Origin of the sequence: Embleya hyalina (assembly GCF_003967355.1) — a bacterium.
GTDB classification, from domain to species: Bacteria; Actinomycetota; Actinomycetes; order Streptomycetales; family Streptomycetaceae; genus Embleya; species Embleya hyalina.
Map to the genome: position 1 here is coordinate 1 of NZ_BIFH01000027.1, position 23,947 is coordinate 23,947.

Consider the following 23,947-nt stretch of genomic DNA (forward strand, 5'->3'; position numbering starts at 1 on the left):
CGTCCGTTGCTTTCGGCCTTCGAAACTCGCGTTCCTTCGGCTTCCGGCCCTTCGAGCCTAGCAGGTCTTCCGACCCGCTTCGCTCACCGCTTCGGCTTCGGAAATTTGTTCTTCCCGACTGCTTTCCGCGACCCCCGAACATTAGCGGATCGCATTTCCCACCGTCTAATCGGTGACAAATTCGCGTTCCGGCGATCTGCGGGGGCACCCGAACACGGAACTACGCGTGTGATGCGCAGGGCGCAGCACACTTCGTTCGAATGATCGGATTCGCCGCCCCGGGACCAGCCAGCGCAGGCACCTAGGCTCGCGTCTGTCTCAGGTCTCCCTGTCGGGCAACTTGGAGGACCTTACCGGGGCCCGGTCCCGACCGCAAACCGGCGTGCACAGGCTCCGTTTCGGGTGTTCGAACGCGAGCAGACTCCCGGCATGGTGACCTCCCGAGCACGACGAGCGAACCCGATCGTGACCGTCATCCGCGCCGTGGTCACAGTGATCGTGGTCATCATCGTCCTGCACATCGTTCTGTTCGTCTTCGAGGCCAATCCCGCCAACGACGCGGTGGACACGATCGCCGACTGGTCGGACTGGCTCACCCGCTGGGCGAAGGACTTCTTCACCCCCGACAACCCCAAGGTCCGGGTCACGGTGAACTGCGGTCTGGCCGTTCTCGTCTACCTCGGGGCCGCCGCGCTGCTGGAGCGCCTGGCCCACCGGGTCTGAGCGCGATCACGATCGGCTCGATACTTCCGTACGGTGGCGGCGCACCAGTCGCGATGATGGGTGCAAGGACCACATCGCACCGCCACCGACCGGAGGGCCCCATGTCGCTGCTCACCCCGGACAGCCTGGGCGACCTCCTGGGCTTGTTCGACTTCGGGAACGGGTGTGTCACCCGTGTCCACATCGAGGATCCGTTCAGTCCGAACGGCGCCACCGCACGTGTCCTGGTCGATGCCAGGGATCGCGAACACGGCTGGCCGTGGATTCCCGTGGAGTTCACTCTTACGGGACTTCGGGACTACCGAGTCGAACACGGCAAGGGTTTCTCCGGAATGCTCTATTTCGACCCGGTGCTCTCACGATTCACCGACGAGACCTACGGCGATCTGTTCTATCTGGACTTCGATCCGGTCGACGGGCCCGGGGCCTACGAGCCGGTCGACGCCGGCGACGTCGTCGGTCGGTCGCAGTGCTTCTTCGCCGCGGAGAGCTGCTCGTGGCAGGCGCTGCCGCCCGCGGAGAGCCCTCGACTGAAGCTCATCGGTAACGTTTAGATCTCGAACGCGGCGGCTCGATACTGGACCGATGGCAGACAAGCAGCGTCGACGCGGTCGCGCGCCCGAGCCGGTCCGGGCCGAGGTGGGGTCCGGCAGTGTCGAGCTCGAACCCGATCCGGATCGGGCCGGGGCCTGGACGCTGCGGCTGCACGGTTCGCCGCAGTCGCACGTGGATCTGGACGACCCGACGTGGCTGGAGTTCGAGTACGTCCGCCGGCTCGGCCATCTGGTCGACCTGATCGCGGACGCCGGCAAGCCGCTGCGGGTCCTCCACCTCGGCGGCGGCGGGCTGACCCTGCCCCGCTACGTGGCCGCCACCCGGCCGCGTTCGCGGCAGCAGGTGGTGGAGTTGGACGGGGAACTCGTCGAATTCGTCCGGCGCGCGTTGCCGTGGGATCGCACCTGGCAGATCCGGGTGCGGACCGGTGACGCCCGCGAGGTGGCCGCCCGGGCGCCGGACGCCGCGTTCGACCTGGCCGTGGTGGACGTGTTCGCCGACTCGCGGGTGCCCGCGCACCTGACCTCGGCCGAGTTCGTCGGCGAGGTGGCCCGGACGCTGGCCCCCGGCGGGGTGTACGCGGTGAATCTGGCCGACGGCGGGCGGCTTTCCTTCGTCCGCACGCAGGTGGCGACGATCCGGTCGGTGTTCCCGAACCTGCTGCTCGTCGCCGACCCGGCGGTGTTGCGCGGGCGGCGATTCGGCAATGTCGTGCTGGTCGCCTCGCACGGCGAACTGCCGATCGCCGAGCTGGCCCGGCGTACCGCCGCCGACCCGTTTCCCGGTCGGGTCGAGCACGGTCCCGCGTTGGCCGACCTCACCGGCGGCGCGGCCGTGGTCCACGACGCCACGGCGGTCGCGTCGCCGGCTCCGCCCGCGCGTACGTTCGGCAAGAACTGAGCGGGGGCCGGCCCGGGCCCGCTACCGTCGCCGCCGGCGCTCCTCCACACGGCCCTTCAGCAGGCCGACGACCATGAGCACGACCAGGGTCGCGACCAGCAGCACCACGGTGACCGCGGAGCCCAGGAGCACCTTGCCCCGGTCGGTGAGGGTGAAGATCGACACCGGCAGCGTGCGCCACTCGGCCGGGTAGACCATGATCGTCGCGCCCACCTCGCCCATGGACAGGGCGATCGCCAGGCTGGCCGCCGCGGTGATCGAGGGCAGCAACATCGGCAGTCGCACCCGCAACAACACCCGGGCCGGGCTCGCCCCGAGCGAGGCGGCGACTTCGGCGAAGGCCGCGTCGGTGCGATCCAGGCCCGCCGAGACCGTCGAGTAGGCGAAGGTCACCACGAGCACCGCGTGTGCCGCGATGACGATCCACTTCGTGCCGTTGAGCAGGATCGGACCGTCGCTGAAGGCCACCAGCATGCCGAGGCCGACCACCACCGAGGGCACCGCGACGGGCAGGTGGAACACCGCGTCGGTGAGCCGGCGTACGAAGCGCGGTGCGCCGCGCGCGGCGATCGCCGCCCACGTGCCGACCACGATCGCGATCAGCGAGGCGCCCAGCGCGGTCTCGATGCTCACCACGAGGCTGTCGTAGTTGGTGCCCGCGGTGGCCTCGCGGATGTTCTCGCTCGTCCAGGACGCCGGCAGCACGCTGTTCCAGTCGCCGGCGAAGGCGGCGATGCCCAGGATCGCCAGCGGGGCGAGCACCAGGGGGGCGAAGACGAGTGCGAACAGCGCCCAGACGAGGGCGCGTCCGCTACGCGACCAGACCAGCACGGCCGGCTCCTGTCCGGGAGAAGACGAATCGGTACACGGTGTAGAGCGTCAGCGACAGCGCGACCTCGACCACCGCGACCACACACGCGCCCGGGTAGTCGAAGGTGACCGCGCCCTTGGCGTGCACCAGCATCGGCAGCGTGGTGACGTCCTTGGCGCCGATGAACAGCACGATCCCGAACTCGTTGAGGGTGAGCAGCAGGGTCAGGCTGCCGCCGGCCGCGAGCGCGGGCCAGGCCTCGGGCAGCAGCACCTGCCGGATCACTCGCAGCGGGCCCGCGCCGAGCGAGGCCGCGACGTCGAGGCGTTCCCGGGGCACCAGCGCGAAGGCCGCGAGCAGCGGGCGCATCACGAACGGGGTGTAGAAGGTGATCTCGGCCAGCACCACGCACCACGGCGAGTACAGGAAGCCGACCAGCGGCTCGCCCAGGCCGAGCTTGTCCGCCGCCGCGTTGACCACGCCCGCCGTGCCGTACAGGAAGGTGAAGGCCAACGCGATCAGGAAGGACGGGAAGGCCAGCACGGTGTCCACGATCCTGCTCACCGCGCGCGAGCCGGGGAAGGGCACGAAGGACAACACCAGGGCCAGGAAGAAGCCCACCACCAGGCAGCCGAGCGTGGACAACACGGCGATCTTGACCGTGTTCCACAGCGCGTCGCCGAACGAGGGCGAGTTCAGTACGTCGCGCCACACGTCGAGGCCGACGTTCTCGTTCTTGTCGACGAAGGACTGCTTGACGACGAGCGCGAGCGGATAGAGGAAGAACCCGGCGGCGAGCACGAGCGGCGGGAGCACCCACAACGCACGGGTCGCGCCGCCGCGGCCCCGCCGCTCGCGGACCGGGGCCGAGGTCGGCTTCGTCGCGATCGGCGGCTCGGTCAGGGTCGCGGTCATCCGCCCGCTCCCGCCGGAACCAGCACACACGGCTCGGCGGGCAGCGCGACGCCCAGCCGCTCGCCGAGCGCGGGCACCGCGGCCAGATCGGTGACGTCGATCCGGATCTCCCGCTCGACGTCGCCCTCCAACACGCAGGTCAGCCGGTAGTCCGCGCCCCGCCACTGGGTGGCGACCAGCCGCGCGGGCAGCGTGTCCGCGCGGTCGACCTCGGCCACCCCCAGCGTGTGCGGACGCGCCACGAGCAACGCCCGGGTGCCCTCGGCGAACGCCCCGGTCGGGTCGGCGGCGACGGTCAGCCCGCCCACCGCGACCCGCACCGCGTCGTCCCCGGCCGTGCAGTCCGCCAGCACCCGCGCGTCGAGCAGGTTGGCCGCGCCCAGGAAGGACGCCGTGAACTCGCTCGGCGGCCGGCGGTACAACCGATCCGTCGCGTCGAGGTCGACGAGGCGCGCGTCCCGCATCACCGCGATCCGGTCGGCGAGCGCCAGCGCCTCGGTCTGATCGTGCGTCACGTACATGATCGCCACGTCGGGCAACTCGCCGCGCAGCCGCTGCAGTTCGCCGAGCAGGTCGGCGCGCAGCGTGGCGTCGAGCGCGGACAGCGGCTCGTCGAGCAGCAGTACGGGCGGCCGGATGGCCAACGCCCGTGCGATCGCCACACGTTGTTGCTGTCCACCGGACAACTCGCGGGGATAGCGCCGGGCGTAGCCGGCCATCCCCACCATGTCCAGCGCCTCGGTGACCCGGCGGCCCACCTCGGCGCGCGGCACCCGGCGGGCCCGGAGGCCGAACGCCACGTTGTCGGCGACCCGCATGTGCGGGAACAGCGCGTAGTTCTGCACCACGACGCCGATGCCGCGCTTGTTCGGCGGCTCGTACGTGACGTCGCGGCCGGCCAGGGTGATCCGGCCCTCGGCGGGCCGGAGGAAACCCGCGACCGCCTTGAGCGCGGTGGACTTGCCCGAGCCCGAGGGCCCGAGCAGGGCCACCGTCTCGCCTCGGGCGACCTCCAGGGTCAGCCCCTCCAGGGCCGTGACGGATCCGTAACGGACCGTCAGATCCTGGATGCCGATCGCCGATTCGGTCGGCGCGGCACTCGCGACGGCGGACGCGGTGCGCTCGATGGCTGGTGCGGTCATGCGGGTTCCCTCCCTGTCCGCGGTTGATTCCGGACGTGTGCGCCGGCGGTTCAGCGACCGACGGCCTTGTTGTAGGCGGCCAGGTCGGCGTCCAGGTCCTTGAGGACGGTGTCCCACTCCGGCGCCCAGATCTCCACGCCCTCCAGGGCCTTGGTGATCTCGGCGGCGTTCGCGTCGGTCGGCTTGACGTCCTCGCGGACCGGCAGGCCGAGCGCGTCGGCGGAGACCGAGGTCTGCGCCTCGGTGGAGAGCAGGTAGTCCATCAGCTTGCGGCCGTTGTCGGCGTGCGGGGCGCCCGAGGACAGGCCCATGAAGTAGGGCAGCGCGAACGTCGAGGGCTTGCCCGCGTCGTCGGCCGGGAACCAGACCTTGAAGTTGGACTTGTCGTTGTGGATCGACGCCAGGTTCATCTGCAAGTCGCCGTTGGCCACGCTGAGTTCGCCCTTGCCGACCTTGGGCTGGAGCTTGCCGGTGGACGAGGACGGGCCGACGTTGTTGGATTCGAGCCGCTTGAGGTAGTCGAGCGCGCCCTGCTTGCCGTACAGGTGCTGGAGCTGGATCAGTACGGCGGTGCCGTCGCCGGCCTGGCCGGGCGTGGAGTACTGGAGCTTGGACTTGAACCGGCCGTCGGTGAGCTCGGCCCACTTGGTCGGCGCGGGCTTGGCCGTGTCCGGGTTGTAGATCCAGGACGCGTAGTTGTTCACCACGGCGGTGAACCGGCCCTGGGCGTCCTTGCCGGTGGCGGGCACCTTGTCGGAGCCGGCCGGGGCGTATGCGGTGAGCAGGTCGGCCTGGGCGGCGCGCTGGATGAACGGCGGCAGCGTGATCGCCACGTCGGCCTGGGGGTTGCCCTTCTCCTTCTCCATGCGCGTGACCACCTCGCCGGAGCCGGACTCGACCAGGTTGACCTTGATCCCGGTCTTCTTCTCGAAGTCCGCGAAACGCTTGGTGTACCAGTCGGCGAGGCCGTCCACCGAGTAGACGGTGACGCTGCCGGAGCCCTTGGCGGGCGCGCCGCCGGGGGCGGCGTTGGCGGCCGGCTTGGTGTCGTCCGAGCCGCTCCCGCCGGTCCCGCCGCAGGCGCTCGCGCCGAGCACGACCACGGTGGCGGCGGCGGTGAGGCCGAGGATGCGTCGCATGGGGAATCGCCCTTTCGAGACGTCGAATCAGCCCTGGAGCAGGGCGGGAAGTTCGCAGATGGAGCCGAGTACGTGGGTTGCGCCGGCCGCTTCGAGCGCGGCGCGGTCGTGCGCGCCGGTGAGCACACCGGCGGCGATGGAGGCACCGGAGCGCAGTCCGGTGAGTACGTCGAACGCGGTGTCGCCGACCACGGCGACCGCCCGCAGGTCGTCCACGCCCAGGCGCAGCACCGCGGTGAGCACCAGGTCGGGGTGGGGTCGGCCGCGCCCGGCCTCGGCCGGGCACAGGGTGAGGTCGGCGAGGTCGGCCCAGCCGAGCGCGCCGAGGATCGCGTCCTGGGTGGGGCGGCCGAAGCCGGTGGTCAGCGCGACCTTGACGCCGGCGGCGCGCAGGGCGCGGATGGTGTCCTCCGCGCCCTCGATCGGCGCGCAGCGGCCCTCGGCGACCAGGTCGGCGTAGGCGCTCTCGAACGCGAGGTTGGCCGCCTGTGCGCGCTCCTCGTCGCCGTCGAGCAGGGCCCGGAAGACGGTGATCTTGCTTTCGCCCATGGTGTCGTGGACGTAGCCGAGCTTGCGCTCGAAGTCGGCCGTGCCGGGCTCGACGCCGACCGCGCCGATCGCCCGGGTAAACGCCTCGACCACGAGGCCGTCGTCCGCGACGGTGGTGCCGGCCATGTCCAGGACGGCGAGCTGATAGTTCGTCATGAGTGGTGCTCCGGGGGGCTTTCGACGACGAGTGGGGCAGGAAGGGGCGGCCGGGTCACAGGCCGACGGTGTCGGCGGTGCGTTCCGCGATCGCGGGCGAGCAGGTCATCCCGCGCCCGCCGGGGCCGGTCACCAGCCAGGTGCCGGGGGCGACCTGCTCGCGGTGCACGACGCGGGTGGTGTCGACGGTCTGCGCGTACACCCCGGCCCAGCGGCGGCGCACGGCCGGCAGCGGGCGGCCGAGCAGCGCCTCGGCCACCTCGACCAGGTGCGTGTAGGGCGCGGAGTCGACGTCGAAGGTGAACGGCTCGTCGTACTCGTGGGTGTCGCCGATGGTCAGCCCGCCGTCGAGGCGCTGGACCATCAGCAGCTGCATGCGGTGCTCGGTGGGCACCGGTGCCTGCGGGTGGGCGGCGCGCAGCGCCTCCAGCGCGGTGCCGGCGTAGGCCGGGTAGTAGCGGAAGCTGTCGCCGTCGGCGACCGAGGTGGTCAGCGCCTCGTCGAGCGGGTCGGTCTGCATCATCTGCAGGCGCACTCGGCGCACCGGCAGTGCGGGGGCCAGCTCGCGGACCAGCCCGCTCAGCCACGCGCCGGTGCACAGCACCACCAGGTCGCCCTCGTGCGTCTGCCCGTGGTCGTCGCGCACCCCGGTGCCGGCGGGAAGCAGGTCGCGCACCTCGCGGCCGGGCAGCCAGGTGTACCGGCCGGAGCCGGCCATCCGCTCGCGCAGCGCGGGCAGCGCGACGCGGGACTCGACCGCGCCGTCGCGCTCGCACCACAGCGCGGCGTCGAAGGCACCGCGCAGGGCCGGGTTGTGGCCGCGCGCCTCCTCCGGGGTGAGCAGCTTCAGGCCGCGTTCGGCGGCGTCGGGCAGGGCGAGCGCCGCCTCGGCGACCGCTACCTCCTCGGCGCCGCGGCATACGGTGAGCGAGCCGTTGGGGCGAAAACCGATGCCGGGCACGTCCGCGCCGATGCGCTCCCACAACTCGCGGGCCCGCAGCGCGGTGTCCAGTTCGTCGCCGCCGGCCCGGCCACCGATCCACACCAGGCCGAAGTTGCGCACCGAAGCACCGCGCGCCTCGCGCTCGCGCTCGATCTGCACGACCTCGTGGCCTCGCTCGATGGCCTGCCAGGCGTGCATGGTGCCCAGCACGCCACCTCCGACGACAATGACTCGCACCGGCTTCCTCCGTGTTCTCGGGGGCGAATGCGACCAGCTTGGGAGTGGCCGATGCCGAGCACACGGAGGCGGTATGTCGTCCGGGTGAACAGTCCGTTAAGGTCCGAACCTGTTACCTCGTCGTTATCAAAGTCGGTCGATCAGGCCCGCATACGCGTCGCGAATCCCATCCGATCACCACGAAACAGCGCCCGCACCCGCTCGATGGGCACCCCCTGCGGGTCGTAGGAGGTGCGCATGACCAGCAACATCGGCAGCGCCGGGTTGGTCTCCAGGAGCAGCGCCTCGCGCGGCGCGGCCAGGACGGTCTCCACCGTCTCGTGCATCTCCGCGAAGACCACGCCCAGATCGTCCTGCAGGCACCTGTACAGCGAACCCTCCGGGCGCAGCACGTCCAGGATCGTGGGGAACCGGTCCAGCGGCAGGTAGGTGCTCTCCAGGCCGATCGGCTCGTCGTCGGCGAGCAGCACCCGCTCCACGTGCACGGTCAGGTCGCCGGCCCGGATCCGCAGCCGTTCGGCCAGGTCGGGCTTGGCGACATGGTGTTCGAGGGTGACCACACGTCGGCTGGGGGTGAGCCCCATCGAGCGCACCGCCTCGGTGTAGCTGCCCATGCTCACCGGCTGCATCAGCTTCGGCGGCGCGACGTAGGTGCCGCGTCCGCGCGCCGAGCGCAGTCGGCCCTCCATCACCAACTCGCCGATCGCCGCGCGCAGCGTGGAGCGGGCGACGCCGTAGTCGGCGGCGAGTTCGCGTTCGGAGGGCAGCAGGGCGTCCTCGCCCAACTCGTCCATGAGTTGGAGCAGACGCATCTTCACCGTGTGCGACTTGGGCACGCGGCCGTGTTCGGGAACGCCGTCGCGATAGGGACGGGCTGTGGAGTCCGGTCTGGGCACGAAGGGAGCCTATTCGGCCGGCGCCGGGTACGTTCGACCCTTCCACGCCGCACCGCGCCCACGCGCGTGCCGCACCGCCGAGTGCACGGTCATCCCCAGGTAGAGCGTGGCCGCCGCCGGCAACAACACCGCCTCCGCCGCGGGCCGTCCGTAATAGCGCGCCATCGGTACATAGGTCGCGGTCATCAGCGCCCACACCGCGAGCCCGAGCAGCGCGAGCGGAACATCGCCGCCGACGAGCCCGGCGACCAGCGCGACCGGCGCGGCCAGATAGACCAGCGCCAGGCCCACCACGGTGCCGGCGAGCAGCAGCCAGGAGTGCCGGAGCTGGGCGAACGCGCTGCGCGCGACCATGTTCCACAGGTCGGCCAGCCCCGGATAGGGCCGCACGCTGTCCACGTGCCGCGCCGGGCCGTCCGCGAGCACCAGCCGGATCCGGCCGCCGGAGCGCTTGAGCGCGGTGCCGAGCGACACGTCGTCGATCACCGCGTCCCGGATCGCCGCCACCCCGCCGGCCCGCTCGAGCGAGGTGCGCCGCACCAGCACACATCCGCCGGCGGCGGCCGCCACGCGGGACTTCGGCCGGTTCACCCGGCGGAACGGGAAGAGCTTGCCGAAGAAGTACACGAAGGCCGGCACGATCAACTTCTCCCACCGGGTGTGCGTGCGCAGCCGGGCCATCACCGACAGCAGGTCGAGCCGGTCCCGCTCGGCCTCGCCGACCAGCCGGGCCAGCGAATCGGGCGCGTGCGCGATGTCCGCGTCGGTGAACAGGATCCAGTCCACCTCGCCGACCGACTCCACGCCGTGCCGCAGCGCCCACAGCTTGCCGGTCCAGCCCGAGGGGGGCTCCCCGGGCGAGGTCACGGTCAGCGGCACCCGGGCGTCGGCCCCCAGTCGGCGGGCCACCTCGGCGGTCGTGTCGGTACTGCCGTCGTCGACCAGCACCACCTCCGCCCGGCCGGGGAAGTCCTGCGCGAGCAGCGTGGGCAGACTCTCCCCGAGCACCGCGGCCTCGTCGCGCGCGGGCACGATCACCGCCACCGTCCCGCTGCCCGAGGGCGGCGCGGCGGGCCGCGCCAGACGCACGTCGGTGCGCCAGAACCAGCCGTGAAACAGCGTCAGATAGACCCAGGCGAGACCGGAGACCGCGGTGATCCACAACAAGACGTCCACATCGGAAGCCTGCCGGCTCCGCCGCGCCACTCGGGCGCTCCTTCCGGGTGAAGTCCGCGCGCGAACGGAGTCCTCCGGTCAAGCGGGCGACCGCCGGGGCCGATATCGGGTAGGGGAGCTGTCTCGACAGTTGAGGAACTACCCATCGGCAGAAGGGCGGTGCCCGTCATGGGCGACACGACCACGAGAGACCGGGAGCAGGTTCGCGGGGGCGGGGCGACCCGTTGGCAGGGATTCGAGGTCGGCACCCGGGTGCGGGTGCAGGTGGGGCTGAGCACCGGGCACATCGGCGAGGTCTGCGAGGTGTTCGCGGACGCGCACCGCCCGCCGCTGTCCCCGTATCAGTGGTATTCGGTGCGTTTCGCGGACGGCCTGCGCCCGCTGTACCGCCACGACGAGCTGGTCGAACTCGCGTAGGTCGCCTCCCGCCCGTCCCCGGCTCCGGCCGACCCGCCCGCGGCCACCGCGTGCGCCCGCACCCCGACGGTGGGCGCGCGCGGCCGGCGGCGGGCCACGCGCGTACCGCCCGGACGACCCCCTCGACCGCGTGTCCAACGACACCGTCGGTCGGGCCTTGCGCTTGCACGCCCACCGGGGCAGGGTGCGGGCACGGGATCTGAAAGGGCGTCAGAATGACGATCAAGCTGGGCGTGATGGCGCCCTTCGCGGACGGTCTGATCACCTCCGGCGGCTTCCTGCGCGACTTCGCGGGCACGCTGGAGGAGTGCGGCGTGGAGTCCGTGTGGACCGTCGAACACGTCGTGGTCGCCGAGGACTACGAGCCCCTGTACCCGTACTCGGATTCCGGACGCACGCCGAGCGCGGCGGGTGTGGTGCCGATGCCCGACCCGCTGGAGACCATCGCCTTCCTCGCGGGCGCCTCGCGCACCCTGCGTTTCGGCACCGCGATGGTGGTCGCGCCGCTGCACAGTCCGGTGGTGTTGGCCAAGCGGGCCGCCACCATCGATCGGCACTCGGACGGCCGGTTGTCGCTCGGTCTGGGCATCGGCTGGCAGAAGGAGGAGTACGCCGCGGTCGGTGCGGCGTACTCCGAGCGCGGCGCCCGGCTCGAGGAGTGCGTGGGCGCGATGCGCGCGCTGTGGGCCGACGCGCCCGCCACGTTCCGCGGCAGGTTCACCACGTTCGAGCGGGTGCACTGTCTGCCGCGTCCGGAACGCGGCGCGGTACCGGTGGTGCTCGGGGGCAACAGCGAGCCGGCGGTGCGCCGGGCGGGCCGGATCGGCGACGGTTGGTTCCCGTACACGATCGCCCCCGACGAGTTCGAGGTGCGCGCCGAGTCGCTGCGCGCGAGCACGGCCGCGGCCGGTCGGACCCCGGGCGCGGTGGAGATCACCGCGTGGCCCGGCTCGTGTGATCGCGATCTCCAGTACGACCCGACCTGGGTGCGCCGGTTCACCGACGCGGGGGCGAGCCGCCTGGTGTTCGCCCCCAACCCGGCCGAACTGGCCGGGCCGCGGGGGCTGCGGGTGTTGCGCGAGCGGATCGCGCACTACCGCGAGACCGTCGCGGACAAGCTGTGAACACCCCCGCGTCGCCCGCCTCGGAGACCGTGAGCATCCTCGACCACGTGACCCTGACGAACGATCAGGTCGCCTGGTGGCTGGGCCAGTTCCATGATCGTTACCTGCCGGGCGCGCAACGGCGCGGGATGCGCCTGGAGCGGGTCTGGCGCTCGCCCGCGGGTCGGGACGCGACCACCGTGCACATCCTGTGGATCCTGCCGGGGATCCGCGCGTTCTACGCGATGCGCGGGGCCGCGGCGGCCGATCCCGAGGTGGCGGCGTTCTGGGCGGCCACCGACGGTTACGCGTTGGAGCGGCAGCGGCGGGCGCTGCAACCGGCCGAGGCCGGTTCGGGGGTGTCCGCGTGAGGCGGTGGGTGGTCCGGGCGGAGGGGCCGCCCGCTCCCGGATCCTCGGTACTCGCGGCTCCGGGTCTCTCGGCGGGGCCGGATCTGCCCGGCAGCGTCGGCGGGCTCGGCTGGTCGTGGGATCTGCGCGCCGACGGCCGGCCCGAACTGCCCGCGTCCGCCGACGCGATCGCCCTGCTGCCGGTGCGCGCCGGGTTCGTGCCGCTGACCGGTCCGCGGATCAAACGCACCCTGTTGCTGACCGTGCGCGCGGGCACCCCCGCCGACGTGCTCGCGGAGTTCGAGTCGGATCTGATCGCGATGCCGGAGCACATCGGGACCATCCGCTCCTGGGCGCTGTCCCGGGTGGACCCCGTCGGGGGCGACACCGCGTGGACACACGCGTGGGAACAGGAGTACGCCACGATCGAGGGGTTGACCGGCGAGTATCTGCTGAACCCGTATCACTGGGCGCATGTGGATCGCTGGTTCGACGGCGAGATACCCGGGGCGATCGTGGAACCCGTACTGGCTCACGTCTTCCGCTGGAGCCGATCCCCGGTGCTCACCGACGATCTTCCCGGAGTCGGACCTGACTGATCGTCAAATCCGGTGTGCGACAAGGGCAACCAACAGGTGGGTCCATTCGCGATCGGTGAACCGTAGGACCGCGCAGGCCCGTTGCTTGGAGTCGCGCACCACCACCTCGCTGGGCCGACGGTTCACCACTTCGACGCAGTTTCCCTGCACGCTGCTGTAGGAGCTCCGTCGCCACGTCGGTGCGTGGGTTTCCTGCGACCAGGTCGCCATCGGCCCGTCACCCCTGACTTGTCGAGGTTCCGCCGCCGGGCGACTCGAACCCCTCCCCCAGGTGGGAGCCGACCTCCACGTGAGGGTCAGGGACATCGCCCGATCGGGTGAACCGTGTACACGCGGACACCGAAGTGGCGGCGAGAGTTGCACCGCCGGGTTTCGTGGAGCATCCTACCGAGCACCCTCACTTTACGCGCTTACAAGATCACTTAAAGCGACGGAACGGGGCGGGGCCGCTTGCGGGGGCAATCGCAGCCCGCGCAACAGGAGGTAGCCGCATGACCACCCTGGCCGATCCGGAAGTGGCGGACGAAGCGGACGAGGTCAGCCCGACCATCACGCTGCCGGCGATGCCCGCGTGCGTGTCCGCCGTGCGGGAACACGTCCGCGTGGCGCTGCGGGTCTGGGACCTCGACTCCCTGTCCGACATCGCCGTACTTCTCGCCTCCGAACTGGCGACCAACGCCGTGCGGCACGCGGGACTCGGACGCCCGTTCAGCGTCGTGGTCCGCCGAGATCGCGCGCCGGACGGCGCCGCCTGTGTGTGGATCGAGGTGCACGACACGGACGCCCGTACACCCCGGGTGATCGAGGCCGCCGACGACGACACCACGGGCCGCGGCCTGATACTGGTCGAATCGTTGTCCGACGGCTGGGAATCGGTGCCCGAGCCCGGCGGCAAGTGTGTACGTTTCCGGCTCGCGATGACCGCCTGAGCCGCCGCCGGCCCGCGTCGACCTCCGCGCCGCCGGGTCAATCCCCGGGTACGCCCGCCCGGGACGGCGGGACGTGGACCGGCAGTTCGTGCACGTGGGCCCGGCCCGGCGCGAGCGTGTCCACGGCCAGCCGGCCCAGGTGCGGGTGGTGCGTGAAGACCACCACCTGGAACCGGTCGGCCATCGCGTCCAGCACCGAGAGCATCGCCCGGGTGCGGCCGTCGTCGAAGGTCATCGCCACGTCGTCGAGCACGATCGGCATCGCCCGCCCGGCGTCGGCGTAGGCGTCGAGCGAGGCCAGCCGCAGCGCCAGGTAGAGCTGATCGCGGGTGCCCTCGCTCATCTCGTCCACCCCGAGCACGCCGGCCCCCGACCCGGCGTGCCCGGCGCCGCCCGCGCGCCGCGCGCGCAACACCGGCGCGCCCTTGCGCCCCTCGGTCTCCACCAGGAGCCGGTCGAAGCGGCCCCCCGTGAGCGCGGCGAAGACCTCCTCCGCCCGGGCCAGGACCGGGGCCTGGTTCTCCTTGCGGTAGTCCTCCATGCACCGGAGCAGCACCTCGCGGGCCAGCCGCAGCCGGACGAACTCCTCGGTGTCCTCTGCGATCGCGGCGACCGTGCCGGCCACCTCCTCCTGCGCCCGCGCCGCGGCCACCGACTCGCGCTCCAGGTCGAGCATGCTCTGCCGGCGTCGGCCCAGCGTCTCGCCGGCCGCCGCGTAGGCGGCGTCGGCCTCCTCGACGCGGCGCGCGGCGTCCTCGATCTCCACGTCGAGTTCGTCGGGGGCGTAGCGCGCGGCCTCCTGTTCGACCTCGGGCGACAGCAGCGCGCGGTGGTCGGCCAGCGCGGCTTCGAGGTCGCGCACCCGGGCCGACCGTTCCACCGCGGCGCGCAGGTCGCCGAGGTCGGCGGCACCGGACGCGGCGACCAGCGCGGCGAGTTCGGCCTCGGTGTGGGCCGCGGCGTCGCGGCCGGCGCGCAACGCCCGTTCCAGGTCCGCGATGCGCTCGGCGAGGCCGGTGCGGGCCGCCTCCACGCCGCGCGCCGCGGTGAGCTCGCGGTGCAGGTCGAGGACCGCCGCGAAGGCGGGTCGGCCGGTGGGCTCGCTCGGCGCCGAACGCCCGCACGCGAGGAACGCCTCGGCCGTGCGGGCGCCGAATCCGGCCACCCGGTCGGCCGCGCGGATCCGCCGTCGGTCCGCCTCGGCGGCCCGCCCGACCGCCGCCGCCACCTCGGCCAGCGTGGCCACCGCGGCGGCGATCGTGTCCGGCCCGCCCTCGGGCAGGTCCAGCTCGCGCGCCAGTTCGTGCCGCCGCCGCTCCCAGGCCGCCCGCTCGCCCTCGGCCCGCTCCGACTCGGTGACCGCCTCGGTCAGTTCGGCCTCGGCCTCGCGCACCGCCGCCACCACCGCCTCGCGCTCGCGCACCGCGTCGGCCAGCGTGTCGCGGCGCGCGTCGGCCTGGGCGATCAACGCGGGCAGCGTGCTCGTCCCGGTGGGCGCGCCGGACTCGGCCAGCGCGGTCCGGAAATCGGCCACCAGCGCGGCGACCCGGGCCCGGCCGGCGGCCAGTCGCTCGCGCACGCCCCGGGCCTCGACCTCGACCCGGGCCAGCTCGCCGATCGCGTCCAGGACGGCGACGGCGTCGTGCGGATCGGGGGCGGGCAGGCCGCTCGGCGCCCACGCGCGGGCCCAGTCCGCCGCGAGTTCGCCCGCCCTCCCGGTCGCCGCGGCCCGTTGCTCGGCCAGCCGGGCCAGCGTGCGCTCGTCGTGGGCGAGGTCGGCCTCCAGGCGGCCGCGTCGTACCGCCTCCTCGGCCCGTCGCGCGATGTGTTCGGCGATCTCGTCCGCCGCCGCCACCGCCCGCTCGTAGGCGTCGATCCGGTCGTCGGCCGGCGCCGGGCTCGCGCGGATCAGCGTCCACAGCCGGTCGCGCTCGGCCCGGACCGCCGCCCAGTCGGCGGGCGTCGGCGGCGGATCGGCCAGGGACGACACCGCCAGTTCGCGGCGGCGCCCGTCGTGCTCGCTCACCAGCGCGCGCTCGGCCGCCGCCGTCTCGTCCAGTTCGGCCCGGACCCGCAGCAGCCGACCCAGTCGATCGGCGACCCATTCGCGCCCGGGCAGCCGCAGCCGCGCGGGGTGATCGGGGGCACGCACGTCCAGGTCGGCGAGACCGTGTCGGCCCCGCAGATCGGCAGCCTCGTGGTCGAGTTCGGCCAGCCGACGCTCGTCGCGCGCGATGTCCTCGACCGGATCGCCCGGCACCGATCGCAGCAGCGCGCGCAGCACGGCCGGGTCGGCGGGCTCGGGAATCGCCGCACCGGCCGCACGGGCCGCGTCGAGCCGGGCCCGGCGGTGCGCGACCTGCTCGACGGCGCCCGCGCGTCGGGCCTCGCACACCGTCAGGTCGTCGCGCAGCGCGGTGACCCGCGCGGCCACTCCCGCGGGCAGCTCGTAGGCGGTCGGGTCGTCGAGGGCGCGGTCCGGGCGCACCCGGGCCAGCAGTTCGGCGGCCACGCCCCGGGCCTCGGTGGCCTCGGCGTCGGCGTGGTCGGCCTGTTCGACCGCGTCGCGAATCGCCGCGACGTCGGCGTGCAGCGCGTCCACGGCGGCGCCGGCCGCCAACAGGTCGCGATCCGCCCCCGGTTCGGCCCACTCGGCCCGGGCCCGGGCCGACTCCCGCTCGAGCCGCGCGCGTTCGGCCGCCGTCTCCGCGGTCCGCGCGTCGAGCGCGGCCAGCGTCGCCGCCACGTCGGCGCCCACCGGCGGTCCGCCCGCACTCGTCTCGGCCAGCGCGGCGTCCAGCTCGGCCCGCTTGGCCAGCACCGGCAGCGCCTGGCGGACCCGGTCGAGGCGCTCGAACCGGACCCGCGCGTCGCTGCGCTCGCGGCCCAGCCTGTCGCGTTCCTCCTCGGCGCGCCGGCTCTCCTCGACCGCCTCGCCGAAGACCGCGGGGGCCAGGCCGTCGTCCTGCACCCGCTTGCGCAGCCGGCCGAGTTCGACCAGGCCCGCGTTGATCCGCTGGTTCTTGCCGCGGATCTTGTACAACTGCGCGGCACGTTCCTCGAGGCGGGTCAGCACCTCGCCGAGCCGGGCCGACGAGCGCGATTCGAACAGGGCCCGGCCCACGTCGCCCTCGCCGCGCAGCAGTTCGGCCCCGCCCGCGCGCAACCCGGCGTGGTCGAGCGCGAACACCTGCCGGAAGTCGTCGCGGCCCACGCCCGCCAGCAACCGGGTCAGCTCGGCCTCGGCGAGGACCGAGCCGTCGGCGCGGGTGAGCGGGTCCCGGTCGCGCTTGTGCCGCACCACGTCGAGCACCCGCCCGTGCTCGTCCCGCACCAGCGCGCCGAGCCTGAGGTCGCGCATCGCGTGTACGAAGTCGTACGAGGTCTGTCGGTCCATCCCGTAGAGCAGTTGGTCCAGGGCGTGTCGCACGGTGGACTTGCCGGCCTCGTTCGGGCCGCTGATCACGTGCACACCCGGGGCGCCGAGTTCGATGTGGCGGTCGGTGAAGCAGCCGAACGCGATCAGGTCGAGCCGGTCGATCCTCACGCGTGCTCCCCGTCGGTCCCGGTGACCAGCGCCGTGAGCAGTTCCACGGCCTGATCGAAGATGTCGGCGCGCCAGGCCGCGTCGGCGGGCGCTATGCCCTCCTCGGCGACCTTCGGGTCGAGTGTGCGCATCCCGGGCACGGTCCGGACCAGTTGCTCCAGCGCGGTCGGGTCGGCGCGCAGCGCCTTGGCCGTCCGGGCCAGGTCCGCCACCAGCGTCGGCACCTCGAACCCGGCGTCGGCCAGGTCGGCGTGCCGGGTCTCCAGGCGGATCTTCTCCAGCCACACCCCGGAGAACTCGGCGGCCAGCGCCCGGGTCTCGAAGACGAATCGGCGCTCGTCGCGCCACAGCGCCTCGTGCGCGTCGGTGGCACCGGTGATCCGCACCCGGCCGGCGAGGAGGCGGTCGCCGGCCGCGCCGCGCTGCTCGGCCAGGGCACGCCGGACCAGGTCGAGCACGTCGTCGACCCCGCCGGCGGCCGAGGCGTCGACGTCGAGGCGGGCCCAGCGCACCACATCCAGGTCGCGGTGCTCGACGGCGGCCCGGCCGTGGTCGTCGACGGTGATCAGCGTCGCGCCCTTGGGTCCGGTCTCGCGCGCGTGCCGGCCCTGGATGTTGCCCGGGAAGACGATCCACGGCTCGCGCGCGTGCACCACCTCGCGCGCGTGCACGTGGCCGAGCGCCCAGTAGTCGTAGCCGCGTGAGACCAGATCCCCGACGCTGCACGGCGCGTAGGTGGCGTGCCCCTCGGCGCCGGTCAGCGCGGTGTGCAGCAGGCCGACGTTGAACATCCCCCCGCGCGGCGCGGGATAGGCGAGCGCGAGGTTGTCGGTCACGTCCCGGACCGCGAAGCCCTGACCGTGCACGGCCAACCCCAGGTCCTCGAAGGCGACCGTCTCGGGGCGCGCGGTGGAGAAGCGGTGCACGTTGGCCGGCAGCCGCAACTCCCGGGTGATCCGACTGTCGGCGTCGTGGTTGCCCGCGACCAGCAGGACGCGGATGCCCGCCTCCTCCAGGCGGCGCATCTGCACGCCGAAGAACAACCCCGTGTGGTAGTCCTTCCAGTCGCCGTCATAGATGTCGCCGGCGAGCAGCACCGCGTCGACCGCCTCGGCGAGCGCCAGGTCGACGAGGTTGACCACGGCCCGCCGCGCCGCGCCGCGGATCTGTGCCGCGGGCGCGCCCTCGTAGCCGGAGAGGCCGCGGAGCGGGCTGTCGATGTGCAGGTCGGCGGCGTGCAACAGCTTCATGAAGCGGGGCGCCTCCGGTCGGCGATCACGGGCAGCCAGGATAGGCACACGGCACCGACACGGTGGCGGTTTCGACGGGACCCGGCACGGGGTGGGGCTGGCCCCACCCCCGATCGGCCAGGCACCTACCTGGCCGCGCGGCGGCCGTCCGGCCAGGCTGGAGGAAACGCGCCAAGCCCGTCCGGGAGTTCACCGTGACAGCTCGACAGACCGACCGCAGGCACCGGATTCCGACCCCGCTCGTCGCCTGCGCGCTCTGTGCGGTGGCCGGTGCCGTGTTGTGCCTGGCGGCGGTCCATCGGTCCGGGCTCCCGGCGAATCCGAACCTGATCGGGCTGCTGCGGCAACCGGCGCCACTGACCACCCTGGTGTTCGGCCTGTCCGGTCTGCTGGTGGCGCTGCGCGGTCGGACCGGGCGGGGAAAACCGGTTGAATCGACCCCGCCGAAGGCCGCACCCTGGAGTCTCCGCCACTCGGCGGTGAGTACGAGCGGGCCGCCCCGTCACGGGGAGGGGGCGACCCACTCACCCGGGGCCGGTTAACCCCGGCGCCGCTACTGGTTAAGATGGGCACGCAACTACGCACGCTCGCGTAGCTCAGCGGGAGAGCGCCTCGTTCACACCGAGGAAGTCACTGGTTCGATCCCAGTCGTGAGCACCGATCACTTCGTGATCCCGATCAATCGAGGGCCGCTCCTGCGAGCGGCCTTCGGCACGTTCAGGACCGTACCCGGCACCAGGCGGTCCGGATCCGGGCCGATCACGTCCAGGTTCGCCGCGTAGAGCGCCTGCCAGCCGCCGATCACGCCGAGGTCGCGCGCGATCGAGGACAACGTGTCGCCCTCCTTGACCGTGTACCGCGAGCCGAGCACGCCGATCTGGCGGGCACACTGCGGCCAGGCCTCCCAGCCCTGCACGCTCAGGATCCGCTCGGCGACGGCGATCTGTTCCTCGCGGGTGGCCCGGTCCGGCCGGTCGGCGTACTCCTGTCCGCCGGCCTCGTCCCACGTGCTCGGCAGGATCTGGAGTCCGCCGTAGTAGCCGTTGCCGGAATCGAGGTTCCAGCGGCCGCTGCTCTCGCACTCGGCGAGCCGATCCCAGACGTCGTCCGAGACCGCCTCGGCGGGTGCGGCCGGACCCACGACGAGCCCGGCGCCCAGCACACCGGCCAGCAGGAGAACCACGGACGATCGGATGATCAGCTTGGCCATGTCAGCCGACTGTAGGCAGCCCGCGCGCCGATCCGGGGACCCGACCGGGGGCGGGCCGCGGAATCACCCGGCTGTCGCAACGCCCGCACCACACCGGGCGGTCGGGCCGTCGCGACCGAGGCCGTGCCGAGAACGGCCCGTCGATCCGCCGGACCCGGCCTACGGCAGGTCCGGCAGCAGGCCGGTGGGGATGTCGATGTCCGAGGGCAACAGCCCGCTCGGCAACACCCCCGAGGGCAGGCCCGGCTGCTTGGGTCCCTGGGTCGAGGGGGTCTTCTTCGGGTTGTCGTCGTCGCCGTCCCCGCGGCCGATCAGGATGACTGCGGTCACCACGCCCGCCACCAGCACGAGCGCGATCACCAGCATGATCAACGGGTTGCCGCGGCGACCGCCGCCCTGCGTCGGCGGCGGTCGGTGCGGCTGCTGCGGATACGGCGGCGGTTCGTGGTGCGACACGGGCTTCGACCCCCAAGGCGACCGGTGCCGGGGGCGAACTGTCCCCGAACATCCATGCTGTCACGATCCGGACGTGCCGGAGCGGGTCCGCCGAAGTCCGGGCAAAGTGAGCATCGATTCGAGGGGGATCCCCGCTCCGACCACCACCGATGCGCGGGCCGCCGGACGAGCGCACCGCGCCGACCGCCGGCCACGTCCCGGGCGCGGCTCACAGGTCCTTGGTCAGCTCCTCGAACTCCAGGTCGTCGCGCAGCGGCCTGCCGAACCGCTCGTTGCCGTACGGGAACGGGGTGCGCACGCCGGTACGGGCGAAGCCGCGCCGCTCGTACCAGGCGATCAACTCCTCGCGCTGGCGGATGACGGTCATCCGCATGCGCTTGGCGTCCCACCGCCGCACCGCGACCCGCTCGGCCTCGGCGAGCAGCGCTCGGCCCAGACCGCCGCCCTGGCGACCGGGTCGCACGGCGAACATGCCGAAGTACACGACCGAGTCCGGATGCCGCTCCAACTGGCAGCAGCCGAGCAATACGCCGTCCCGCTCGGCGATCCACATCACACTGTCCACGCCCTCGACCACCGCCGCGACGCCGTCCGCGTCGGTGCGCTGCCCCTCCAGGAGTTCGGCCTCGGTGGTCCAGCCCGCGCGGCTCGTCTCGCCGCGGTAGGCGGATTCGACCAGTTCGAGCAGGGCAGGGATATCCGCCGGTCCGGCCTGCCGGAAGCCGACGGCGACCACCGCGTCGGGGGACTCCTGCGTTCGGGTCGACGCGTCCTGCGGCACCATGGTTGTCTCTCGCCCCTCGTCGATTCGGCAATGTGTTCCATGCCGTCCCCGAGCGTACGGCGTGGGTCCCGCGAGGGGCCCTCCGCTTTCGGTCGCGGTCGGGCGGTGACAAGGTGTCCGGAAGCCGGCAACCGGATGGCCCCGCCATGAATCGGGGGTCACCGGGCGACGAATCCGGACCAAGCCCGGGAAACGCAGAAATTCCAGGAAAACGGGAGAAGCCGTACATGGTGAGGGCAGGCGTTCGCCGGCTGCTGGACATACGGAGGACCAGGCTCTCCCTGGCCCTGGTGGGTCTGTGGCTGCTCGCCGCATGCGTCGCCGTCCGACAGGCCAACGAAGTACTCGACCGACCCGAGGACCGCAGGCTGCCGGACCTGGACGCGTGGCTCGGTCCCGATGGCGTGCTGCACCTGCCGGGCTCGCTCTACGACGCCGACGCGCGCGGCACCACCTTCGGGGGCACACCCTTCGCCGGCTGGGTGCTGCGCCCGCTCACCCGGGCCGCGGAGAACACGCTGGGCGTCGCCTGGACGGTGGCCACCCTGCTCATCGTGGCCGCGATCGCGGTGGTGGTCGCACAGGCGGTGCCCGGCCTGCGCACCCGCCGCGCCCGGCTGCTCGCGACGCCGCTGATCATCACCCTGCTCGTGGTGTCCCTGCCGGTGCGCGGAAACCTGTCGCTCGGCCAACTCAGCCTGCTCCCGGTCCTGCTCGCGCTGCCCGCGATGCTCAGAGCCGCCCCGGGCCGGGTCGCCTCGATCGCGATGGGTGTCGCCGCCGCGCTGCATCCGGCCATGTTGTTGTTCGCCGTCTATCTGTGGCTGACCGGCAAGCAGCGCGCGGCCGCGAACGCGACGGCCACCTTCCTCGGCTGTACCGCGGTGGCCTGGGTCACCATGCCGCACGACTCCTTCACGTACTGGGTGCACCACGTCGCCGGCGCGGGCCTGGGCGGCGACGCCGACGCGCTGTCCAACCAGTCGCTGCACGGACTGCTGCTGCGCGTCGGCCTGTCCGGGCCGCTGGAGATCGCGCTCGTGGTGCTGCTGTCCGCCGCCGTGTTGTGGTTCGGCGTGCCGCGCGCGGTGGCCTACGCCAAGGACGGACAGGCGCTGCTCGGTGCCGCGCTGGCCGGCTGTGTGATGGTCGCGGTCTCCCCCGTCTCCTGGCAGCACCAGCAGTTGTGGATCCTGCTCGTCGCGGTCGCCCGGCTCGGCGCCCGGCAGACGGACCGCATGGTGTGGCCGGTCGCGGTCTTCATGATCATGACCTTCGACAGCAAGACGCTGGTCTGGGGCAAGCTGGCCGCCGTTCGCACGATCGCCGACAACGGGCCGCTGCTGCTCGCGATCGCCTCGGCGTGCGCGGTGCCGTTCATCACCAAGGCGTCGGCCGAGTGGAGCCCGCGGGCGGTGCCGCAGGGCGTCGCGGAAAAGGGCCGGTTCGCCTGGATCCCGGCGCTGCCGTTCGGCTGGCGTCCGCTGTCCCGGCCGAACCTGCTGCTCGAACTGCTGATGATCCGGGTCGGCTACCAGGTCTACTCGTTCATCCGGGCGTCGGTGCCGGACCAGCGGCAGGTGGCCGAGGAGCACGGGCAGCAGATCATCGACCTGGAGAAGTTCCTGCACGTCGACGTCGAGCGCGGCCTGAACCACTTCGTGGCCGGGATCGGCTGGCTGCAGAGCAGCATGAACTTCTTCTACGAGACGTTCCACTTCATCGTGCCGCTGACCATCCTGGCCATCCTGTACGTGCGCAAGCCCGCCGCCTATCGCTCGGCGCGCACCGTGCTGAGCGTGGCCACCCTCACCGGCCTGGTCGGGTTCTGGCTCTACCCGCTCGCGCCGCCGCGACTGATGCCGGGCTACGACTACATCGACACCGTGCACGGTGTGCAGGACCTGAACAATCCGGACTTCGGCGCGCTGACCAAGATCTCCAACCAGTACGCGGCGATGCCCTCGCTGCACGTGGGCTGGTCGTTGTGGTGCGGGTTGATGATCCTGGCCATCGCGCCGAAGGGCTGGCGCTGGCTGGGTCTGCTCTACCCGCTGTCCACCACGATCGTCGTGATGGGCACCGCCAACCACTGGATCATGGACGCCGTCGGCGGCGCCGCGGTGGTCACCCTGGGCTTCGTGGTCCAGTACCTGCTGACCGGCCGCTCCGCCTTCTCGGTCGACCCGGTCGCCGCGCCCGTCGCCGAGCCGGTCGCCGTCGCGGCGGGGATCGGACCGGGGGTCGGGGTCGCCGACGCGATTAGCACACCGGTGACGGTTGGGGCCGGTGAGTCGGATGTGATCACTCGTTCGTCGGAGTCAAAGCCGGATGATTCCGATTCGCGGGATGATCCAGACATACAGCCGGTCAGTCGCAAATAGTGATGATACGCCTGCTCATTGCCAACACTTTGCCAACAGCGCCCGCATCCCGATCGTGCTTCGAGCGGTAGTCAGTGTGGTCGGCGCCGGAGGGGCCCGACCTCACCGTGACACCACGAGGAGCACCATGACGCACATCTCGCGCCGCGTAGCCCGGGCCGCCCTGCTGATCGCCGCCGGCGCCGCGCCGATCCTGGGCGCGTCCGCCGCGCACGCGGCGGAACTGCCCACCGGTGGCCTCGGCGCGCTGACCCAGCCGGACGTCGGCGGCCTCGCCGACAAGCTCCCCGCGGCCTCCGAGGGCGCGGGCAACGCGGCCGGTGGAACGGCGTCCAAGACTGTCCCCGCGGCCTCGAAGACCGCAGGTCAGACGGCCGGTACCACCGCGTCGAACGCGAACAGGACGGTCGGCGACGGCGCCGCGGCGGCCGCTCCCGCCGCCAGCCAGACGGTCGGCCAGGCCGCCCCCGCGGCCGGTCAGCTCGCCGCCGGCGGCGTCCCCGCGGCGCCGTCCCTGCCCGCCGTGCCCTCCCTCGGCGGACTCCCGATCGGGGGTTGATCGAACCGGTTCTCATTCGGTCGAGAGCCCGGTGAAACCGGCGGGGCCGGTGCGGCGTGTCCATTGATGCCGCACCGGCCCCGCCGTATGTCCGAAGCGCGCTTGTCCACCATTGGGATTAGCAAACGATCGGGTATCCCTCCGTGGGATGACGTACCAAAGGGCCATCGTGCGCATCCAAATTACTTCGTGGGTGTCTACGCTGTTCTGCGAGCGT

Annotated in this window: 25 protein-coding genes and 1 tRNA gene; 12 read left to right on the plus strand and 14 right to left on the minus strand. The window is 72.5% G+C overall.

All coding sequences use genetic code 11. The features are described from left to right. The first annotated feature begins 429 nt into the window (after positions 1-429). The 3 genes from EMA17_RS29070 (at position 430) to EMA17_RS29080 (ending at position 2,178) form a co-directional block, all read left to right on the plus strand. Positions 430-723: a hypothetical protein gene (locus tag EMA17_RS29070; RefSeq protein ID WP_126640125.1), complete on the plus strand. Its 294-nt coding sequence runs from the start codon at positions 430-432 to the stop codon at positions 721-723. A gap of 101 nt (positions 724-824) precedes the next feature. Then, complete coding sequence (locus tag EMA17_RS29075) at positions 825-1,277, plus strand: hypothetical protein (protein ID WP_126640126.1); 453 nt, start codon at positions 825-827, stop codon at positions 1,275-1,277. Between the two features lie 31 nt (positions 1,278-1,308). Further along, positions 1,309-2,178 (plus strand): spermidine synthase, encoded by an 870-nt coding sequence (locus EMA17_RS29080; protein ID WP_126640127.1) that lies wholly within the window; start codon positions 1,309-1,311, stop codon positions 2,176-2,178. Positions 2,179-2,199: 21 nt separating this feature from the next. Here the strand turns inward: EMA17_RS29080 and EMA17_RS29085 are convergent, their stop codons facing one another. The 8 genes from EMA17_RS29085 to EMA17_RS29120 form a co-directional block, all read right to left on the minus strand. After that, positions 2,200-3,009 (minus strand): ABC transporter permease, encoded by an 810-nt coding sequence (locus EMA17_RS29085; protein WP_126640128.1) that lies wholly within the window; start codon positions 3,007-3,009, stop codon positions 2,200-2,202. Beyond that, positions 2,990-3,904 carry a 2-aminoethylphosphonate ABC transporter permease subunit gene (locus EMA17_RS29090; protein ID WP_126640129.1) on the minus strand — a complete coding sequence of 305 codons (915 nt, stop codon included), beginning with the start codon at positions 3,902-3,904 and terminating at the stop codon, positions 2,990-2,992. Before EMA17_RS29090 ends, EMA17_RS29085 begins: the two co-directional genes overlap by 20 nt. Beyond that, the gene (locus EMA17_RS29095; RefSeq protein ID WP_126640130.1) at positions 3,901-5,046 is read right to left on the minus strand and encodes an ABC transporter ATP-binding protein; all 1,146 of its coding nucleotides are present in this window, start codon (positions 5,044-5,046) and stop codon (positions 3,901-3,903) included. The genes EMA17_RS29090 and EMA17_RS29095 overlap by 4 nt, the downstream gene beginning before the upstream one ends. A gap of 50 nt (positions 5,047-5,096) precedes the next feature. Beyond that, positions 5,097-6,185: a 2-aminoethylphosphonate ABC transporter substrate-binding protein gene (locus tag EMA17_RS29100; RefSeq protein ID WP_126640131.1), complete on the minus strand. Its 1,089-nt coding sequence runs from the start codon at positions 6,183-6,185 to the stop codon at positions 5,097-5,099. A gap of 27 nt (positions 6,186-6,212) precedes the next feature. Beyond that, positions 6,213-6,890 (minus strand): phosphonatase-like hydrolase, encoded by a 678-nt coding sequence (locus tag EMA17_RS29105; protein ID WP_126640132.1) that lies wholly within the window; start codon positions 6,888-6,890, stop codon positions 6,213-6,215. A 55-nt stretch (positions 6,891-6,945) separates the two neighbouring features. Then, positions 6,946-8,070 (minus strand): TIGR03364 family FAD-dependent oxidoreductase, encoded by a 1,125-nt coding sequence (locus EMA17_RS29110; protein WP_126640133.1) that lies wholly within the window; start codon positions 8,068-8,070, stop codon positions 6,946-6,948. Positions 8,071-8,210: 140 nt separating this feature from the next. Next, a complete protein-coding gene (locus EMA17_RS29115) occupies positions 8,211-8,888 on the minus strand; it encodes a GntR family transcriptional regulator (protein WP_371863057.1) in 678 nt (225 codons plus the stop codon). 87 nt (positions 8,889-8,975) lie between these two features. Beyond that, complete coding sequence (locus tag EMA17_RS29120; RefSeq protein ID WP_126640134.1) at positions 8,976-10,142, minus strand: glycosyltransferase; 1,167 nt, start codon at positions 10,140-10,142, stop codon at positions 8,976-8,978. Positions 10,143-10,310: 168 nt separating this feature from the next. Here EMA17_RS29120 and EMA17_RS29125 point away from each other — a divergent pair, with 168 nt between their 5' ends. The 4 genes from EMA17_RS29125 (at position 10,311) to EMA17_RS29140 (ending at position 12,611) form a co-directional block, all read left to right on the plus strand. Further along, on the plus strand, positions 10,311-10,559 hold the full coding sequence (locus EMA17_RS29125) for a hypothetical protein (protein ID WP_126640135.1): 249 nt from the start codon (positions 10,311-10,313) through the stop codon (positions 10,557-10,559). Positions 10,560-10,774: 215 nt separating this feature from the next. After that, complete coding sequence (locus tag EMA17_RS29130; RefSeq protein ID WP_126640136.1) at positions 10,775-11,683, plus strand: LLM class F420-dependent oxidoreductase; 909 nt, start codon at positions 10,775-10,777, stop codon at positions 11,681-11,683. Next, entirely contained in the window at positions 11,680-12,033 is a 354-nt protein-coding gene (locus tag EMA17_RS29135; protein ID WP_160161600.1) for an NIPSNAP family protein, read from the plus strand. Before EMA17_RS29130 ends, EMA17_RS29135 begins: the two co-directional genes overlap by 4 nt. Then, positions 12,030-12,611, plus strand: a complete 582-nt coding sequence (locus tag EMA17_RS29140; RefSeq protein WP_160161601.1) for a Dabb family protein — start codon at positions 12,030-12,032, stop codon at positions 12,609-12,611. The genes EMA17_RS29135 and EMA17_RS29140 overlap by 4 nt, the downstream gene beginning before the upstream one ends. Before the next feature lie 3 nt (positions 12,612-12,614). On the opposite strand, the gene EMA17_RS29145 is transcribed toward EMA17_RS29140, so the two are convergent. Continuing rightward, positions 12,615-12,917 carry a DUF397 domain-containing protein gene (locus EMA17_RS29145; protein ID WP_307721567.1) on the minus strand — a complete coding sequence of 101 codons (303 nt, stop codon included), beginning with the start codon at positions 12,915-12,917 and terminating at the stop codon, positions 12,615-12,617. Positions 12,918-13,102: 185 nt separating this feature from the next. Here EMA17_RS29145 and EMA17_RS29150 point away from each other — a divergent pair, with 185 nt between their 5' ends. Beyond that, complete coding sequence (locus EMA17_RS29150; protein ID WP_126640140.1) at positions 13,103-13,540, plus strand: ATP-binding protein; 438 nt, start codon at positions 13,103-13,105, stop codon at positions 13,538-13,540. A gap of 37 nt (positions 13,541-13,577) precedes the next feature. On the opposite strand, the gene EMA17_RS55470 is transcribed toward EMA17_RS29150, so the two are convergent. Together EMA17_RS55470 and EMA17_RS29160 are read right to left on the minus strand one after the other, a co-directional pair. Next, the gene (locus tag EMA17_RS55470) at positions 13,578-17,087 is read right to left on the minus strand and encodes a YhaN family protein (protein ID WP_160161602.1); all 3,510 of its coding nucleotides are present in this window, start codon (positions 17,085-17,087) and stop codon (positions 13,578-13,580) included. Beyond that, on the minus strand, positions 17,084-18,337 hold the full coding sequence (locus tag EMA17_RS29160; RefSeq protein WP_126640142.1) for a metallophosphoesterase family protein: 1,254 nt from the start codon (positions 18,335-18,337) through the stop codon (positions 17,084-17,086). The genes EMA17_RS55470 and EMA17_RS29160 overlap by 4 nt, the downstream gene beginning before the upstream one ends. Positions 18,338-18,531: 194 nt before the next feature. On the opposite strand from EMA17_RS29160, the gene EMA17_RS29165 reads away from it, so the two are divergent. Both EMA17_RS29165 and EMA17_RS29170 read left to right on the plus strand, forming a co-directional pair. Next, entirely contained in the window at positions 18,532-18,879 is a 348-nt protein-coding gene (locus EMA17_RS29165) for a hypothetical protein (RefSeq protein WP_126640143.1), read from the plus strand. 43 nt (positions 18,880-18,922) lie between these two features. Beyond that, a tRNA-Val gene (locus EMA17_RS29170) sits at positions 18,923-18,994 on the plus strand. Between the two features lie 4 nt (positions 18,995-18,998). Here the strand turns inward: EMA17_RS29170 and EMA17_RS29175 are convergent. The 3 genes from EMA17_RS29175 to EMA17_RS29185 form a co-directional block, all read right to left on the minus strand. After that, positions 18,999-19,547 carry a transglycosylase family protein gene (locus EMA17_RS29175; protein WP_126640144.1) on the minus strand — a complete coding sequence of 183 codons (549 nt, stop codon included), beginning with the start codon at positions 19,545-19,547 and terminating at the stop codon, positions 18,999-19,001. 159 nt (positions 19,548-19,706) lie between these two features. After that, positions 19,707-20,003, minus strand: a complete 297-nt coding sequence (locus tag EMA17_RS29180; protein ID WP_126640145.1) for a hypothetical protein — start codon at positions 20,001-20,003, stop codon at positions 19,707-19,709. Between the two features lie 208 nt (positions 20,004-20,211). Next, on the minus strand, positions 20,212-20,787 hold the full coding sequence (locus tag EMA17_RS29185) for a GNAT family N-acetyltransferase (RefSeq protein WP_126640146.1): 576 nt from the start codon (positions 20,785-20,787) through the stop codon (positions 20,212-20,214). Between the two features lie 227 nt (positions 20,788-21,014). Here EMA17_RS29185 and EMA17_RS29190 point away from each other — a divergent pair, with 227 nt between their 5' ends. Beyond that, positions 21,015-23,171, plus strand: coding sequence for a bifunctional glycosyltransferase 87/phosphatase PAP2 family protein (locus EMA17_RS29190; protein WP_126640147.1), 2,157 nt, complete (start codon positions 21,015-21,017; stop codon positions 23,169-23,171). A 127-nt stretch (positions 23,172-23,298) separates the two neighbouring features. After that, positions 23,299-23,730: an ATP-binding protein gene (locus EMA17_RS29195; protein ID WP_126640148.1), complete on the plus strand. Its 432-nt coding sequence runs from the start codon at positions 23,299-23,301 to the stop codon at positions 23,728-23,730. The last annotated feature ends 217 nt before the right edge of the window (positions 23,731-23,947 follow it).

Excerpts from the sequence above, each read along its gene's own strand:
- EMA17_RS29070 (WP_126640125.1), top strand. The coding sequence starts at position 430 with ATGGTGACCTCCCGAGCACGACGAGCGAACCCGATCGTGACCGTCATC.
- EMA17_RS29075 (WP_126640126.1), top strand. The coding sequence starts at position 825 with ATGTCGCTGCTCACCCCGGACAGCCTGGGCGACCTCCTGGGCTTGTTC.
- EMA17_RS29080 (WP_126640127.1), top strand. The coding sequence starts at position 1,309 with ATGGCAGACAAGCAGCGTCGACGCGGTCGCGCGCCCGAGCCGGTCCGG.
- EMA17_RS29090 (WP_126640129.1), bottom strand. The coding sequence starts at position 3,904 with ATGACCGCGACCCTGACCGAGCCGCCGATCGCGACGAAGCCGACCTCG.
- EMA17_RS29095 (WP_126640130.1), bottom strand. The coding sequence starts at position 5,046 with ATGACCGCACCAGCCATCGAGCGCACCGCGTCCGCCGTCGCGAGTGCC.
- EMA17_RS29100 (WP_126640131.1), bottom strand. The coding sequence starts at position 6,185 with ATGCGACGCATCCTCGGCCTCACCGCCGCCGCCACCGTGGTCGTGCTC.
- EMA17_RS29105 (WP_126640132.1), bottom strand. The coding sequence starts at position 6,890 with ATGACGAACTATCAGCTCGCCGTCCTGGACATGGCCGGCACCACCGTC.
- EMA17_RS29125 (WP_126640135.1), top strand. The coding sequence starts at position 10,311 with ATGGGCGACACGACCACGAGAGACCGGGAGCAGGTTCGCGGGGGCGGG.
- EMA17_RS29130 (WP_126640136.1), top strand. The coding sequence starts at position 10,775 with ATGACGATCAAGCTGGGCGTGATGGCGCCCTTCGCGGACGGTCTGATC.
- EMA17_RS29145 (WP_307721567.1), bottom strand. The coding sequence starts at position 12,917 with ATGTCCCTGACCCTCACGTGGAGGTCGGCTCCCACCTGGGGGAGGGGT.
- EMA17_RS29150 (WP_126640140.1), top strand. The coding sequence starts at position 13,103 with ATGACCACCCTGGCCGATCCGGAAGTGGCGGACGAAGCGGACGAGGTC.
- EMA17_RS29160 (WP_126640142.1), bottom strand. The coding sequence starts at position 18,337 with ATGAAGCTGTTGCACGCCGCCGACCTGCACATCGACAGCCCGCTCCGC.
- EMA17_RS29175 (WP_126640144.1), bottom strand. The coding sequence starts at position 19,547 with ATGGCCAAGCTGATCATCCGATCGTCCGTGGTTCTCCTGCTGGCCGGT.
- EMA17_RS29185 (WP_126640146.1), bottom strand. The coding sequence starts at position 20,787 with ATGGTGCCGCAGGACGCGTCGACCCGAACGCAGGAGTCCCCCGACGCG.
- EMA17_RS29190 (WP_126640147.1), top strand. The coding sequence starts at position 21,015 with ATGGTGAGGGCAGGCGTTCGCCGGCTGCTGGACATACGGAGGACCAGG.
- EMA17_RS29195 (WP_126640148.1), top strand. The coding sequence starts at position 23,299 with ATGACGCACATCTCGCGCCGCGTAGCCCGGGCCGCCCTGCTGATCGCC.